Annotated in this window: 14 protein-coding genes and 1 pseudogene; 10 read left to right on the forward strand and 5 right to left on the reverse strand. The window is 70.3% G+C overall.

Annotated features, from left to right (window positions below; all coding sequences use genetic code 11):
* Positions 1–693 precede the first annotated feature (693 nt).
* The 4 genes and pseudogenes from AQJ91_RS42735 to AQJ91_RS42750 form a co-directional block, all read right to left on the reverse strand.
* Positions 694–1977 carry an MFS transporter gene (locus AQJ91_RS42735; protein ID WP_067033755.1) on the reverse strand — a complete coding sequence of 428 codons (1284 nt, stop codon included), beginning with the start codon at positions 1975–1977 and terminating at the stop codon, positions 694–696.
* A gap of 238 nt (positions 1978–2215) precedes the next feature.
* Positions 2216–2634 (reverse strand): annotated as a pseudogene (locus AQJ91_RS42740) (hypothetical protein); the annotation flags it as partial.
* Between the two features lie 237 nt (positions 2635–2871).
* Positions 2872–4131: an MFS transporter gene (locus tag AQJ91_RS42745; protein ID WP_067033758.1), complete on the reverse strand. Its 1260-nt coding sequence runs from the start codon at positions 4129–4131 to the stop codon at positions 2872–2874.
* A gap of 330 nt (positions 4132–4461) precedes the next feature.
* The gene (locus tag AQJ91_RS42750; protein ID WP_067033761.1) at positions 4462–5409 is read right to left on the reverse strand and encodes a LysR family transcriptional regulator; all 948 of its coding nucleotides are present in this window, start codon (positions 5407–5409) and stop codon (positions 4462–4464) included.
* A 269-nt stretch (positions 5410–5678) separates the two neighbouring features.
* On the opposite strand from AQJ91_RS42750, the gene AQJ91_RS42755 reads away from it, so the two are divergent.
* From AQJ91_RS42755 to AQJ91_RS42800, 10 genes are read left to right on the forward strand one after another with little or no spacing between them, the layout of a single operon-like run.
* The gene (locus AQJ91_RS42755) at positions 5679–7139 is read left to right on the forward strand and encodes a carotenoid oxygenase family protein (RefSeq protein ID WP_067033764.1); all 1461 of its coding nucleotides are present in this window, start codon (positions 5679–5681) and stop codon (positions 7137–7139) included.
* Between the two features lie 8 nt (positions 7140–7147).
* Entirely contained in the window at positions 7148–7801 is a 654-nt protein-coding gene (locus AQJ91_RS42760) for an MBL fold metallo-hydrolase (protein WP_067033767.1), read from the forward strand.
* A 32-nt stretch (positions 7802–7833) separates the two neighbouring features.
* Entirely contained in the window at positions 7834–8589 is a 756-nt protein-coding gene (locus AQJ91_RS42765; protein ID WP_067033770.1) for an SDR family NAD(P)-dependent oxidoreductase, read from the forward strand.
* 46 nt (positions 8590–8635) lie between these two features.
* Positions 8636–9265 (forward strand): carboxymuconolactone decarboxylase family protein, encoded by a 630-nt coding sequence (locus AQJ91_RS42770; protein ID WP_079085637.1) that lies wholly within the window; start codon positions 8636–8638, stop codon positions 9263–9265.
* The gene (locus tag AQJ91_RS42775; protein ID WP_067033772.1) at positions 9262–10134 is read left to right on the forward strand and encodes a fumarylacetoacetate hydrolase family protein; all 873 of its coding nucleotides are present in this window, start codon (positions 9262–9264) and stop codon (positions 10132–10134) included. The genes AQJ91_RS42770 and AQJ91_RS42775 overlap by 4 nt, the downstream gene beginning before the upstream one ends.
* Positions 10131–10979 (forward strand): fumarylacetoacetate hydrolase family protein, encoded by an 849-nt coding sequence (locus tag AQJ91_RS42780; RefSeq protein ID WP_067033775.1) that lies wholly within the window; start codon positions 10131–10133, stop codon positions 10977–10979. The genes AQJ91_RS42775 and AQJ91_RS42780 overlap by 4 nt, the downstream gene beginning before the upstream one ends.
* Before the next feature lie 27 nt (positions 10980–11006).
* The gene (locus AQJ91_RS42785) at positions 11007–11807 is read left to right on the forward strand and encodes an SDR family NAD(P)-dependent oxidoreductase (RefSeq protein WP_067033777.1); all 801 of its coding nucleotides are present in this window, start codon (positions 11007–11009) and stop codon (positions 11805–11807) included.
* 3 nt (positions 11808–11810) lie between these two features.
* Positions 11811–13271, forward strand: coding sequence for an aldehyde dehydrogenase family protein (locus AQJ91_RS42790; protein ID WP_067033780.1), 1461 nt, complete (start codon positions 11811–11813; stop codon positions 13269–13271).
* 55 nt (positions 13272–13326) lie between these two features.
* The gene (locus AQJ91_RS42795) at positions 13327–13878 is read left to right on the forward strand and encodes a nuclear transport factor 2 family protein (protein WP_079085638.1); all 552 of its coding nucleotides are present in this window, start codon (positions 13327–13329) and stop codon (positions 13876–13878) included.
* The gene (locus AQJ91_RS42800; protein ID WP_067033786.1) at positions 13875–14270 is read left to right on the forward strand and encodes an SRPBCC family protein; all 396 of its coding nucleotides are present in this window, start codon (positions 13875–13877) and stop codon (positions 14268–14270) included. The genes AQJ91_RS42795 and AQJ91_RS42800 overlap by 4 nt, the downstream gene beginning before the upstream one ends.
* Positions 14271–14464: 194 nt before the next feature.
* Here AQJ91_RS42800 and AQJ91_RS42810 read toward each other — a convergent pair whose 3' ends face one another.
* Entirely contained in the window at positions 14465–15214 is a 750-nt protein-coding gene (locus tag AQJ91_RS42810) for a CoA transferase subunit A (RefSeq protein ID WP_067033789.1), read from the reverse strand.
* Positions 15215–15217 lie beyond the last annotated feature (3 nt).

Genomic DNA, 15217 nt, shown 5'->3' on the forward strand with positions numbered 1-15217 from the left:
CCTTCATGCCCCCGCGCGGCCACAATCACCTGAACAGCACACCCGTACGGAACCCCCAGCTCCACACTCGGTTTCGAGAAGCCCTCTGACCGGCGTGCTCTACGGCAACAAGGCAAGGCCCCGCAGCAGCCCCTGCACCAGACTGACCTACGGGCTCAAGGTCCCAACGAGACAACGGAGTCGGCGAGCGGGCGCCGCGATCTTGTTTTCACGCCGGCAAGGCGTTCCCCGACAGGGACCAGAAGGACTGACCTGCGCCTATGTGCTGAAGACGCGTACGGGTTCCGGTCGGCTCTGCTGCGACGGGGCAATGATTTGAGGCCATCCTGAGGCCGAAGGTACCGGGGAGTGCCCGGAGACTCGCGGGCAGGGAGTAGCGCGGCGCCGACCCCGGCTGTTCGTCCTCGGCAGCGAGCTCGCCCGAGGTCCTTCGGCCACTGCGAACCGCTGTCCGCCCCGGGCGAGGCCTGCCGTGCCTCGGCCGGGCATCTGTCGGTCAGCTCCTGGATCCGGACGGCCGGCCAGGCCGAAGTGGCCATGCTGCGGCATGGCGGGGCGGGCTTTCCCGCCGTCTTGAGAAGGGGTCCCCTCGTCCCGCTGTGGAGGAGAGCAGCGATCGGCATCGCGGCGGACGGCCGCGATGCCGATCTCGACAGGGGTGTGGTTCTCGTGGCGGATCGGCGCCGTGGCGGGTCAGCCCGCCGGCTGCTCGATCGGTTCCGGAGCGGTCCCCGTCCGGCGCCGTCGGGCGGTGAGGGCGAGTGCGGCGGTGGCGACTGCCCCGGCGAGGGCGAGAACGCCCACGGCGTCCGCCAGGCTGCCGACGGCGGAGGCGAGGGCGAGTGCCACGAGCGGGCAGATGAACTGGCCGGCGAAGAAGGAGCCTGTCCACAGGCCGGTACCGCGGCCGCGGTCGGCGTACTCGAGCTTGGACATGGCCAGGGTGAGCAGGCTCGGCAGCATGATGCCGCCGCCGAGGCCGTTGATCACGGCGCCGATGGTCAGTATGAAGGGGTTGGGAGCGAGCCAGACCACCGCGAAGCCGAGGGTGCACAGGCCGAAGGCGGTGGGCATCCAGGATTGCGGGCTGCGGCCGGCCTTGGCGAAGGTGACGGCACCGATGACGATCGCGGCGCTGGAGATGGCGGTGGCCAGTCCGATCATGCCGGGGGCGGTCACGCCCATGTCGTCGAGGAGGAAGGCCATTTCCACCTGGAGGGTGTAGAAGAGGACGGCGCCGAAGACGGTCAGCGCGCACGTTCCGGCCAGCGGGCGCCAGGGGAAGGGCCGCTTGACGCCCGCCGGGGCGGTAGGGGAGGACGTGGTGGTTCGGTCGGCGGGTCGGGGCCGGGGCAGGAAGGCGGCCATGGCGGGGGCGAGCAGCAGGCTGACGGCGTAGGCCCAGAACGGCATGCGCCAGCCGGCCGATCCGGCCGCGCCGCCCAGGACGAAGAAGGCCGTCGCGGAGATCGAGGCGCACATCGTCTGCATCGCGAGATAGCGGTCGCGTTGCCGGCCGGAGTAGTAGTCGCCGATCAGCGTGGTGCAGCAGGTCATGATGGCGGCTTCGACGACGCCGACGAGGGCGCGGCTGGCGACGATGGAGCCGAGGGAGTCCAGCCACAGCGGGGCGGTGCCGAGGATCGCGTACAGCACGGTGGCGGTGACGAGCAGGCGTTTGCGGCCGAGTTTGTCGACGATGACGCCGGCGAAGGGGGCCAGCAGGGCCAGGGAGAGGGCGGGGATCGTCAGGGCCATGGGGACCAGTGCGTCGACGCCCGGCACGTCGGCGAAGTGGTCGTGCATCTGTGGCAGCACGGGGGCGATGAGCACGGCGCCCAGGATGGGCAGACAGCTGCCGGCCATCAGCAGCGTGAGGCGAAGCCGGTGGCCGGGACCGGACACCGTCTCCTCGGATGGGGCGTCCTCGACGGCTGCGGGCGGCGGGGACGGGAGCGGGGGCACGGATGCAGGCATGCGGGAACTCCACCTCGGGTGTCGGGAGAGCGTGTCGGGAGGGGAAGGGGGTGGTGCGGCGGCCGTCTCGGTGAGGCCGCCCGGAGCCCCAGGCAGGGTCGGAGCAGGAGGCGCGCCGATGACTGCCGTGGAGTTGCGAAGGGCCGGCTCGTCGGGCGCCTGCGCAGTCCCGGCGCGGGTCCGTCGTGCGGCTCCGGCGCCGGGTTGAGATGACTATGGGCTACCGGGCAGGTCCTGCCTAGCCCCCGTCCGATCGAGATCGAGGATGCGGATCATCCGGCACTTGGATGCTGGGCACCTGTGGGGCCCGCCATCTCGTTGGGGCTGCGGCGATCCGGCCGGGCTCAGACGTGGTCAGTCGCGCTCCTACGCGGCCCGCGGTCTCGCGCAGCCAGATGTGGGCCGTGTCGTGGGTGTGCAGCGGGTGCCACCACAGTGCTTCGTGGAGAGGGGGCCGCCTTGTACGCCGCTTCCATGACGCGTACGGCGGCCCCCTCTCAGCTGCTCGGCCAGGTGCTGCTGCACCAGGGCGATCCGGCGGGTGCCGGCGCCCAGGAACGGCAGGGCCTGGAAGCTGTCGACGGAGACCTCGACGTGGGGGTCGATGCCGAGCATGCTCAACTGCCGGGCGGCCGGAGCGTCGTGGGTGCGCTGGTGGATGCCCAGCCAGCCGTGCCAGGTCGTGGTCGACCAGGCGGCACCCCGGGAGCCGGGCGAACAGAGCCTGGATCTGGGGCTGCCCCTATCAGCGATCGGCTGGTGCCTCCCGGCCCGATGGCACACCCCGGGTCATGGTCGGCAGGGGCAAAGTCATGCCGGGCCAGGAGGCCTCGAGCCCCGAGCCCGGGGCCACGAAGAAGGTGAACGGGGGCTCCGCTGACCAGGGGCTCCCGGTCACGCCTGTGGGAGCTCCTGCGCGGCGGTCGTCCGGTGACGGAGGAGGAGGGGCAGGAGCCCGAGCGCCACGAGTGCTGAGGCGAGGCCGAGGAGACCGACGGCGGTGGCGAGGCTGCCGGTGGCGGATTCGACGGCGATCAGGGCGAGTGGGCAGCTGAACTGTCCGAGGAAGAACGACGCTGTCCACAGGCCGGTGCCGCGGCCGCGGTCGGCGTACTCCAGCTTGGACATCGCCCAGGTGAGCAGCGAGGGCAGCAGGAGACCGGTGCCGATGCAGCTGAAGAAGGCGCCCATGATCAGGACCGCGATGTTCTGGGCCAGGCCCATCAGCACGAGCCCGGCTCCGCACAGGGCGAAGATGGCGGGCAGCCTGCGCTCCGGCCGGCCGGGCAGTGAGGCGAAGACGACGCATCCGGTGACGGTGGCGGCGCTGGCGATCGCGGTGACCATGCCGATGAGGCCGCTGGATTTCACGCCCAGGTCGTCCAGCAGGTAGGCCGTTTCCACGGGAACGGTGTAGAAGACGATGGCGCCGAACAGCGACAGCACGCAGATGCCCGCCAGCCGGCGCACGGGGAACGGCAGTGCCTCGACGGTGGAGGCGTTTTCCGTGATGGTGCTCGGCCTGGGCCTGGGCCTGGGCAGGAAAGCGGCCATGGCGGGGGCGAGGAGCAGCCCGGCGCCGTAGAGCCAGAACGGGGTTCGCCAGTCCGAGGAGCCGAGCGCGCCGCCGAGCATGAAGAAGGCGGTGGCGGAGGTGGTGGCGCACACGGTCTGCAGGGCCAGGTAGCGGTCGCGTACGTGGCCCGTGTAGTAGTCGCCGATCAGTGTGGTGCAGGAGGTCATGATGGAGGCTTCGGCGACGCCGAGGAGGGCGCGGCTGACCACGATGGCACCGAGCGAGTCCAGCCACAGCGGTGCGGTGCCGAACAGTGTGTACAGGACGCACGCGACGACCAGCAGGCGTTTGCGTCCCAGCCGGTCGATGATGACACCCGCGAAGGGGGCCAGCAGGGCGAGTGCGAGCGCGGGGGTGGTCAGGACCATCGGGACCAGCGCCGTGGCGCCGGGCACGGTGGCGAAGTGCTCCTGCATTTTCGGCAGTACCGGAGCGAGCAGCACCGCGCCGAGGATCGGCAGACAGCTGCCGGCCATCAGGAGCACGACGCGCAGTCGGCCCCCGGCTTCGGGTACGGGCTCGGTGCTCTGGGCGGCGGTACCGTGCGCGGGCACGGGTGGGGAAGCGGATCGGGGCATGCGGGGCCTCCACGAGGGCGGTGGCGAGGGCGCGGAGCCGCGCCGCCACGGTGGCCGTGCCACGTGGCAAGGCGCGCCGATGCACCCGAAGTGAATGCGCCCGGAGGAGCGGGCGTCAGGAACTGGCACGACTATGAGCCCCGCTCCTACCGGCGCCTACCCCCTGCACGATTGAAGTCCTGGATCGCGTTCATCCATCCTGTGGATGCTCTGACGGCTGTGTGGCCCGCCTGGTGAAGGAGGCGCGGGCGGGGACGCCCCAGGGGATGGGAGGCGCTGTGGACCTCGTGTACGGCGCCCGCCGCGTCATCGTGCAATGGCTCGTCATGGCTACCCGGTCGCGTTCGAGGTCGGTACGTCCTCCAGGCCGGGCGTTCCCTCGCCGGGCAGGCGGGCGAGTGCGAGGCGCAGGAACGCCTGGGCGGCGGGTGAGGTCGGGGCCGGGTCGCGGTGGGCGAGCGCCAGTGGCTGGAGTGCCTGCGGGTCGTCGAGGCGCAGGACACAGTCGGCGTGCTCGGCGGGGACGATGGCCTCGGCCACCGGGCGGGGCACCACGGTCACCCCGATGCCCCCGAACGCCAGCGAGGCGAGGTCTCCGGCACTGCGCAACGCGCAGACGCCCCGGCGGCGTGCTCGCGCCCGGTCGAACGCGGCGTCCACCTGCGCGCGCAGTCCCGTGTCCGGACCGCATTCGAGGAAGCGTTCGTCGGCCAGCTTTGCCAGGTCCGTGACGCCGGCCCCGCGCAGCCGGTGCTGACGGCCGACCACGGCCACGAGCGGCACCAGGCGCAGCAGGTGGTACGCGATGCCCTGGGGCAGCTGGTGCTCGTGCAGGGCGACGACGGCGACCTCGAGTTCGCCGGTCAGGAGCTGGGCGGCGGCCTCCACTCCGTCGGCGTCGAAGAGGGTGACCTCGACCGCGGGGTATACCTCCTGGTACTCCCGCAGCAGACCGAGCTGGTCGATGTCCCCGGCCGTGAGCGTCACCGAGCCGATGCGCAGCCGTCCTCGTACGGGTCCGTCGAGCGAGGCGATCTCGGCCTGCATCTCCTGTACCGCCCGGAGCACCCGCCGCGCGCAGGCGACGTAGGTCTGCCCGGCCTGGGTCAGCTGGACGTTGCGGCTCGTCCGTTCGAAGAGCCGGGCTCCGACCTCGCGTTCGAGCTGGGTGACCTGGTGGCTGAGCCCGGACTGCCCGATGCGGCAGCGCGCCGCAGCCCGGGTGAAGTTGAGCTCGTCCGCGATGGCCACCGCGTACTCCATCTGCCGCAGATCCATCGCAATCTCCGATCATTTCGTGCGTGTTTCAGTGTTGGACGTCGAAGACACGCTGGGGACATCATGGCCAGGACGAGCTGTTCAGCTCGGTTTCACCAGATTCTTCGAGGCCCGGTCTCGCGGGAGAGCTCCGCCACCGAGAGTCATCGATCACGTTCTTCGCTTGATCCAAGCATGCCGTAGGGGAGAAAGCCATGGCCACCGCAACGACGCAGCCAAGCGGGACACCCGGGCAGGAGCCCGTGGGGACTCAGCCGCCTCCGGAGACCATGACGTGGCCGGACACGCCGAAGTTCCGGGGGTTCTTCGCCCCGTCACGGATCGAGGCGGACGTCTACGACCTGGAGGTCGAGGGCCGCATACCCCCCGAGCTGTCCGGCGCCTTCTACCGGGCCGCCGCGGACACCCAGTACCCTCCGCGGTTCCCGAACGACGTGTACATCAACGGCGACGGCATGATCCACATGGTGCGGTTCGAGAACGGCCACGCCGACCTGAAGACCAAGTACGTCCGCACCCGGCGGTTCGAGCTCGAACGCCAGGCGCGCCAGGCCCTGTTCGGGGCCTACCGCAACCCGTACACCGACGACCCGTCCGTCCTCGGCGTCGACGACGGCAACGCCAACACCTCGATCATCTGGCACGCCGGCAAACTGCTCGCGCTCAAGGAGGCGGCCCTCCCGTACGAGCTGGACCCGGTGACCCTGGAGACGAAGGGCATCTACGACTTCTCCGGCCAGATCCCGGGTCGTACCTTCACCGCGCATCCCAAGCACGACCCGCGCACTGGTGAACTGATCGCCTTCGCTTACAACGCCAGCGGTCTGCCGGACAAGCAGATCCACATCTACGAGATCTCCGCCTCCGGCAAGGTCATCCGTTCCCAGACCTTCGAGGTGCCGTACTCCTCGATGGTGCACGACTGGCTGGTCACCCGGGACCACTTCGTCTTCACCATCTCGCCCATGGTTGCCGACCCGGAGCAGAGGAAGACGGAGGAGCAGTACTTCGTCTGGGACCCGAACCAGGAAACGTACGTGGCGATCATCCCGCGTGCGGAGGGCGTGAGCGGCATCCGCTGGTTCCGCAGCGAGCAGCTCATGGAGACGCACTCGTTGAACGCCTGGACGGACGGCCACACCCTGGTCGCCGACCACTTCACCACCAAGTCCGGCTGGTTCTCCCAGTTCCCGAAGACGACGGTGGGCCTGCTGCCCGAACAGCCGCCGTTCCTGCACCGCTGGACGTTCGACCTCAAGGGCGGCGCGCCGCACTGGGGCGACGCCACCGACACCTACCGCAGCGAGCAGCTCATCGCCTCGCCCGGCGACATGCCCCGGGTCGACCCGCGGGTCCTGATGGAGAAGAACCGGCACGCCTGGATCGGCGGTATGCACCCCGACGTGCCGAAGTGCGAGGTCGGCCCGATGGGCCCGCCCTTCAACTCCCTCATCCATCGTGACGACCACACGGGTGAGACGACCTTCTGGGCCCCGGGCGAGCACGCCGCGCCCGAAGAGCCGGTGTTCGTGCCGAAGTCGGACGCCGCCGCCGAGGGCGAGGGCTACCTGCTCGCGCTGATCGGCCGGCGCGACCAGAACCGGCACGACCTGGCCATCCTCGACGCCCTCGACATCGCCGCCGGCCCGATCGCCACCGTGAAGATCCCGTTCCGGCTCCGGTACGGCTTCCACGGCACCTGGGTGCCCGACAGCGAGCTGAGCAAGTGAGCGGGCCGATGCGAGTCACCAGGCGCGGCCACGCCTGTGTCCGGCTGGAGAGGGACGGCGTCGTCATCGTCGTCGACCCCGGCGTCTTCTCCGATCCGGAGGCACTCGAAGGTGCCCACGCGGTGCTCGTCACACACGAGCACGTGGACCACTTCGCCGAGCCCGTGCTGCGCGCGGCGGCCGAGGCCGACCCCTCCTTGCGGATCTGGGCGAACCGCTCGGTGGCGGACCGGCTCGACGGGCTCGGCGGCGGCCGGGTCACCGTGGTCGGTGACGGGGACGCCTTCGGCATCGAGGGCATCGGCGTCGAGGTGCACGGTGAACTGCACGCGCCGACCCATCCGGACCTGCCGCGGGTCACCAACGTCGGCTTCCTCGTGGGGAACACGGACGATTCCGTCTTCCATCCGGGCGACGCGTTCACCGTGCCCACGCGCCCGGTGGACGCGCTCCTCGTACCGGTCCACGGCCCCTGGTCCAAGACCGGCGAAGTCATCGACTACGTCCGCGAGATCAAACCCCGACGCGCACTGTCGATCCACGACGGCGGCCTCAGCGAGGGCGGAAACGCCCTCGTGGACGGTCTGCTGGAGGCCGGGTTGGGCGACTTCGGGGCCGACTACCGGCGGGTGGCGGCCGGAGCCGGGATCGAGCTCACGTAATGGTTCCCTCGAGAGAAGCACGGAGGCCCGCCATGGGATGGCTGGGGCTTGAGGAGCGCGGCGCGCTCGTCATCGGAGCCGGAGGGCTGGGCACGGCATGTGCCCGAGCACTGGCGGAGGCCGGGGCACGGCCGGTGGTCGTGGACGCGGACGAGACCCGCCTCAAGGCCCTGCGGGAGGATCCGGTCCTCGCGGCCGCCGATGTACGGACCGTCACCGCGGATCTGACCTCGTCCGAGGCGTGCGAGCGGGCGGTCACGACGGCAGCCCGCGAACTGGGCGGCCTGGACGTGCTGGTGCACGCCGTGGGCACGAACGACCGCCGTCCCGTGGTGGACACCCCGGACGACGTGTGGGACCGCATCGTGACCCTGAACCTGTCCAGCGCGTTCTGGACCGGGCGCGCGGCCGGCCGACTGATGCGTGAGCAGGGCCGGGGCAGCATGGTGTTCTTCTCCTCCGTGTCCTCCCGGCTCGCGCACCGCCACCACGCCCCGTACGCGGCGTCGAAGGGGGGCCTGGACCAGCTGGTGAAGGTGATGGCCCGCGAATGGGCCGCCGACGGCGTCACCGTCAACGCCGTCGCCCCGGGCTACACGGAGACCGAGCTGACCCGCGCGTACCTGGACAGGCCCGGAATGCGCGAGGAGATGACCAGCCTGGTCCCCGCCGGGCGCCTGGGCACACCGCAGGACGTGGTCGGCGCCGTGCTGTTCCTGGCCTCCGCCCGCGCCTCGTTCGTCACCGGCCAGGTGCTCTACGTGGACGGCGGCCGCACGCTCATCTGACCCCGATTCCCCCGATTCCCTTGAACTTCCCTCGAAGGGGGTGCGGATGACCGCGCGCCTTGCCGGACTGCTGCCCGGCGAATTGGACGAGCAGCAGACCGCGGTCCACCGCGCCATCACGGGCGGCCCCCGGGCCGCCGGACCGCAGGCGTTCGCCCTCACCGACGAGGAGGGCCGACTGCGCGGCCCGTTCAACGCCATGCTGCTCAGCCCGACCGTCGGACTGGCCGTTCAGGCGGTCGGGGCGGCGGTGCGCTACGAGTCGGTCCTGACGGACCGGGTGCGCGAGATGGCCATCCTGGTCGTCGCCGCCCACTGGGGAAGCACCTTCGAGCGCGAGGCCCACGAGGCGGTGGGCCGCGCCTGTGGTCTCACCGAACCCGAGCTGCGCACACTGCGCGCCGGTGAACTGCCGGACCTCATGGACCCGGCCGAGCGGGCCGCGCTGCTCGCGACCGTCGCGCTGACCCGATCCGGTGCGCTGAGCGACGAGGACTACTACGACGCGGCGGCCGCGTGGGGAGAACGAGGACTGTTCGAACTCACCACCCTGGTCGGCTACTACGCCCTGCTCGCCCTCCAACTGCGGGTCTTCGCCGGAGAAGGCCCTCCTCCGGTCCAGGACCACACCACCGTCACTCGTCACCACCTCGAACCCGAAAGCGGGACATCATGAAGCTGATCACCTTCGACGACGGACGCGTCGGCAGGCTCGAAGTGGAAGAACGGCTGGTGCTGCCGCTGGAGGTGAGAAGCACCCGCGAGTACTTCGAACGCGAGGGCAGGGTCCTGGAGACGGGGGAGCGCCTGGCCCTGGACGACGTACGGCTGCGTGCCCCGATCGTGCCGAAGAAGTTCTTCCATACGTCCGGCAACTTCCGTGAGCACGAGGACGAGTCGAAGAACGTCGACTGGTCGCACCCCATGCACAAGGGCATCGTCTTCTTCCAGAACGTCGACGCGATCGTCGGCCCCGACGAGCCGGTGATCTACCCCGAGCACCTGACCAGCGAGCTGGACTACGAGCTGGAGATCGCCGTCGTCATCGGCAGGCCCGGCAAGTTCTTCGGCGTGGACGACGCACCCGACCACATCGCCGGATACGTCGTCTTCAACGACATCACCGCCCGCGACATCCAGCGCCGCGAGATGGAGTCCGGGGTCTTCTCCTTCTGCAAGGCCATCGACACCTTCTGCCCCGTCGGGCCGTATATCGTGACGGCCGACGAGATCTCCGACCCCCAGAACCTCGACATGGAGCTGCGGGTCAACGGCGTGGTCCGGCAGAAGTCCAACACCAACCGCATGTCGGTCTCCATCCCGCACCTGGTCGCCTACCACTCCCCGCAGGACTACAGCGCCGGCGACCTGATCACCACCGGCACCGTCCAGGGAGTCGCGGGCTTCAGCGGCGACCCGGACATGTACCTCAAGCCGGGCGACGTCGTCGAGGCCGAGGTCGAGCGCCTCGGCGTCCTGCGAACCCCCATCGTCAGCTGGGCAGAGGGCCACGGCACCCCCGTACCCGAGAAGGTGGACTGGTGAGACTCGCCGTCATCGACGGCCGTGCCGTCCTGGTCCGCGGCGACCGCGCCGCAGACATCCGCTGGGCCTCCCAGGGTCGGCTGCCCACCGACCCGATGACCCTGCTGGAGCAGTGGCAACGGGTCCGCGACTTCGCCGTCGGCCTGTCCGACGACGCGTACGACATCGAGGTGGACCCGGACGCCCTCGAAGCCCCGGTTCCCCGACCCCGGCAGGTCTTCGCGGTCGCGCTCAACTACCCCCCGCACGCCGCCGAAGCGGGGTTCACCCCGCCCGACGAACCGCTGGTCTTCACCAAGTTCCCGACCTGCGTCACGGGCCCCCGCACCACGGTGGAGCTCCCCAAAGGCAAGGTCGACTGGGAGATCGAGCTGGTCGCGGTGATCGGCCGACCAGCCCACCACATGCCGGTCAGCCGTGCCTGGGAGTCGGTCGCCGGGCTCACCGTCGGACAGGACCTGTCGGAGCGGGTCTCCCAACTCCAGGGCAAACCAGCCCAGTTCAGCCTGGGGAAGTCCTTTCCCGGCTTCGGCCCGACCGGTCCGGTCCTCGTCACACCGGACGAGTTCGACGACCCCGACGACCTGGAGATCACCGGACTGCTGAACGGCGAGGTCGTCCAGCACGACCGCACCAAGTCCATGATCTTCCCCGTTCCCGAGCTCATCGCCCGGCTCTCCGCCGTCGTGCCCCTTCTCCCCGGAGACCTGGTCTTCACGGGGACTCCGGCCGGAGTCGGCAACCGCTGCACCCCTCCCCGCTACCTCACCGAAGGCGACGAACTGGTCAGCCGGGTCCAGGGAATCGGCGAGATCCGCCAGCACTTCGCAGCCCCCGCAACCTGACCGACCTCGGAGAAGAGGACTCCTGTCATGTCCGAGCACACCCCGCCCACGCCTCTGCTGCCCCGCCGTTTCGAAGGCCGTACCGTCCTGGTGACAGGAGCGGGCACCGGCTTCGGTGCCGAGATCGCCGTCCGCGCCGCCCAGGAGGGCGCCCGGGTCGCCGTCCACTACCGCAGCTCCGCCGCCGGGGCCGACAAGACCGTCGCCCGCATCAAGGACGTCGGTGGTGAGGCGTTCACCGTGCAGGCCGACATCGCCGTCCACCAGGACGTCATCCGCATGGCCGACGAGGTCTTCGGCTGCTTCGGCGGACTGGACGTGCTGGTCAACAACGTCGGTGACGTGGCGGCCGACCAGATGTCCTGGCGCGACGTCACCGAGGAGTCCATCGATCACGTACTCGCCGTGGACATCAAGGGAACCATGTTCTGCGTGCACGAGTTCGGCTCCCGGATGCTGGACCAGGGCCACGGCTCGATCGTCAACATCGGCTCCACCGTGATCGTCCGCGGCAGCGCCCGGGCTCCGCAGTACGCCGCCGCCAAGTACGGCATCCTCGGCATCACCAAGTCCTACGCCCAGGCCTTCGCGCCCACCGTGCGGGTCAACACCTTCGCGCCCGGCTTCATCGAGACCGAGCGGCTCCTCACCCGCGAGGACTGGAAGTCCGGCCGCCGCGAGGAGCTGATCGCCAAGACGCCGCTGGGCCGCATCCCGCGCCCGGCCGAACTCGCGGGCACTGCGCTCTTCCTGGCCACCGACGACGCCTCCCACATGACCGGCGCGTACCTGAACGCCGACGGCGGCTTCAACATGATCGGAGCCTGACCCATGCCACTCCACCGGAACCTCCTGATCGGCGGCAAGGAGATGCCCGCCGCCTCGGGCTGGACCACGGCCGACATCAACCCCTGGACCGGCGATCCGTACGCCACCGTCGCGGCGGCCGCGCCGGAGGACGTGCGGGCCGCGGTGGACGCGGCCGACGCCGCCTTCGCCCAGTGGGCTGCGCTCGCCCCCTTCGCCCGACGGAAGATCTTCCTGGACGCGGCGGACCTCATGGAGCAGCGCGGAGAGCGGGCCGTGGAATTGATGGGCGGGGAGGTGGGCGGGACCCGGGGGTGGGCGCTGTTCAACGTCCGACTGGCCGCGAACATGCTGCGTGAGGCAGCCGCCGTGATCACCGCCCCGCGCGGGGACGTGCTGGCCACCCAGGAGCCGGGCGGTGTCAGCCTCGCAGTCCGCGAACCCCTTGGCGTGGTCGCGGCGTTCGCGCCGTGGAACGCGCCGATCATCCTCGGCACACGGGCCGTCGCTGCCGCCCTCGCGGCGGGCAACACCGTCGTGGTCAAGGCGAGTGAGGACGCCCCCCTCGCATGCGGCCTGTTCGTCGCCGACGTGCTGCGCGACGCCGGACTGCCCGACGGCGTCCTCAACGTCATCACCAACGACAAGGCGGACGCCGCCGCGATCGCGGAGACACTGATCGCGGACCCGCGCGTACGCGCCGTCAACTTCACCGGCTCCACCGGCGTCGGGCAGATCATCGGTACCCTCGCCGCCCGGCACCTCAAGCCGGCAGTGCTCGAACTCGGCGGCAAGAACGCCGTGATCGTCCTGGAGGACGCCGACCTCGACCACGCCGTGAACGCCGCCGCGTTCGCCGCGTTCATGAACTCCGGCCAGATCTGCATGTGCGCCGACCGCATCCTGGTGCACACTTCACTCATCGAGGAGTTCACCCGGCGGTTCACCGCGAAGATCGCCGACCTGCCCAGCGGTGACCCGGGCCTGCCCGCCACCGTCATCGGCCCGCTGGTCAACGAGGCCGCCGCTCAGCGGGTCGCCGCCCTGGTCACGGACGCGGCAAAGAAGGGTGCGCGCGTGCTCACCGGCGGCGGCGCCCCGGAGGGGGCCCTGCACCCGGCGACCGTGCTGACCGGCCTGCCCGAGAACGCGTCACTGCACCACACCGAAGCCTTCGGACCCCTCGTGGCCATCCGTTCCTTCGCGGACGACGACGAGGCCGTGGCCCTGGCCAACGACACCGCCCACGGTCTCAGCTGCGGCATCCTCACCGAGAACGCCACCCACGGCCTGACGGTGGCGCGCCGCATCCGCACCGGCATCGTCCACGTCAACGACCAGTCGGTGGCGGACGAACCCCAGGCCCCCTTCGGCGGTTTCGCCGCCTCCGGCTACGGCCGCTTCGGCGGACGCTGGGGTATCGAGGCCTTCTCCAACACCCGCTGGATCACCCTCTCCACAGAGCAGGCGCACTACCCCTTCTGATCCCCGCCGCGTACGACACGACGCCCGCCGACCCGTTCACGGAGGAGTCCGGAGAATGTCCACCACGTCCACACCTTCATCCATGCATCCCCTCCCCAAGGGCTCGGCCGGACCGGGAATTCCGAAGTCACCATCCGACCCGGCCGCCCAACTGCAGTGGCTGGTGGACCGGGCCGCCATCAGCGATCTGCTGGTCGAGTTCGCCCGGGCCCTCGACGAGCAGGACTGGGACGCCTATGTCGCGCTGTACGTGTCCGAAGGAGTCATGTCCCCGGCCGAGTCGGTCCGGCTGGAGGGACACGAGCAACTGCGACGCGTGGGCGGCGCGCGACAGCTGGGCCGGTACAGCGGCACCTGGCACCTCAGCTCGAACCACGCCATCCACGTCGACGGCGACACCGCCCGCACCCGCTCCTACCTCCTGGGTGTGCACATGCTCGGCGACGACACCTTCCAGCACGCGGACGGTGCCGGCTGGTACGACTGCACCCTGCGCCGCACCCCCGACGGCTGGAGGTTCGTCACGGTCCGCGTCCACGAGGTATGGAACGCGGGGGAGCCGCTGCCGCACGTGCCGAGCCCTCCGGCCGCCAAGGAGATGACGTGACAACTCTTCGTTTCGACACCCAGGTCAAGCAGGATCCCGACCGCGTCTGGGCCGTGCTCACCGACGTGAGCACGATCCCGGAATGGTTCCCCGCCGTCCAGGAGGCCCACTTCGACGGCGTGCACCGCCACCTGCGCACCCCTGATGGAGCAGTGAAGGCCCTCGTGGTGACAAAGAACGACGAACTGCGCCGTTTCCAGTACCGGTTCGTCGAGGGCCTGCCCCTGCCCATCGACTTCCACCTCGGCACCATCGACGTGCTTCCCGACGGAGACGGCTCACGCGTGGTCTACAGCCAGGAAATCCTTCCGGAGGGCCTGGCACCCATCGTCGAGCGGGCTGTCAGCGAGGGAATCGCGGGCATCGCCCGGTACTTCGCCACACAGCCCTGACACGGACGCGTCCCGAACGGTGCGACAGGGGCGGGGTGGAGCCGTCGAAACGCGGCGGCAGGCTGTGATCCTGGTCGGTGGCGACAAGGGCGGCAACTGGTCCGGCTGGCACCGCGTAGCAGTACCGCTGGCGGAGCAGGCATACGAGGATCACCTGAAGCGAATCGAGGGAGAGGGCCAGGAGCAATGACTGATCACCTGAAGGACCCCCAGGCCTTCAAGGCGCTCGGCGGGAAGCTGAAAATCGTCGCTGACTGGCCCAGGATCCGGTTGACGTAGATGCCGGGCAGGTGGACGGTGTCGGGGTCGATGGCGCCGGGTTCGACGAGTTCCTCGACCTCGGCGATCGTGATGCGGCCCGCCATGGCCGCCAGGGGGTTGAAGTTGGCGGCGCTGCGGTGGAAGAAGAGGTTGCCGTGCCGGTCGCTGCGGGCGGCCCGCACCAGGGCGAAGTCGGTGGTGATGGCCTCCTCCAGGACGTACGTCCGGCCGCGGAACTCCCGCGTCTCCTTGGGCGGGGAGGCCACGGCCACGCTGCCGTCGCGGCCGTAGCGCCAGGGCAGTCCGCCCTCGGTGACCTGTGTGCCGACCCCGGCCGGGGTGTAGAAGGCGGGGATGCCGGTGCCGCCGGCGCGCAGCCGTTCGGCGAGGGTGCCCTGCGGGGTGAGCTCCACCTCCAGCTCACCGGCGAGGTACTGGCGGGCGAACTCCTTGTTCTCGCCCACGTAGGAGCCGGTGACCCGGGCGATCCGGCCGGCCGTCAGCAGCACGCCGAGCCCTTGACCGTCAACGCCGCAGTTGTTGGAGACCACGCGCAGTCCGCCGACGCCCTGCGCGAGGAGGGCGCCGATGAGGACGGTGGGGATGCCGCACAGCCCGAAGCCGCCCACCGCCAGAGATGCCCCTTCCGGTATGTCGGCGGCCGAGGCCATGACCTTGTCCACGTT

The organism is Streptomyces dysideae, from assembly GCF_001514305.1.
Taxonomy (GTDB): domain Bacteria; phylum Actinomycetota; class Actinomycetes; order Streptomycetales; family Streptomycetaceae; genus Streptomyces; species Streptomyces dysideae.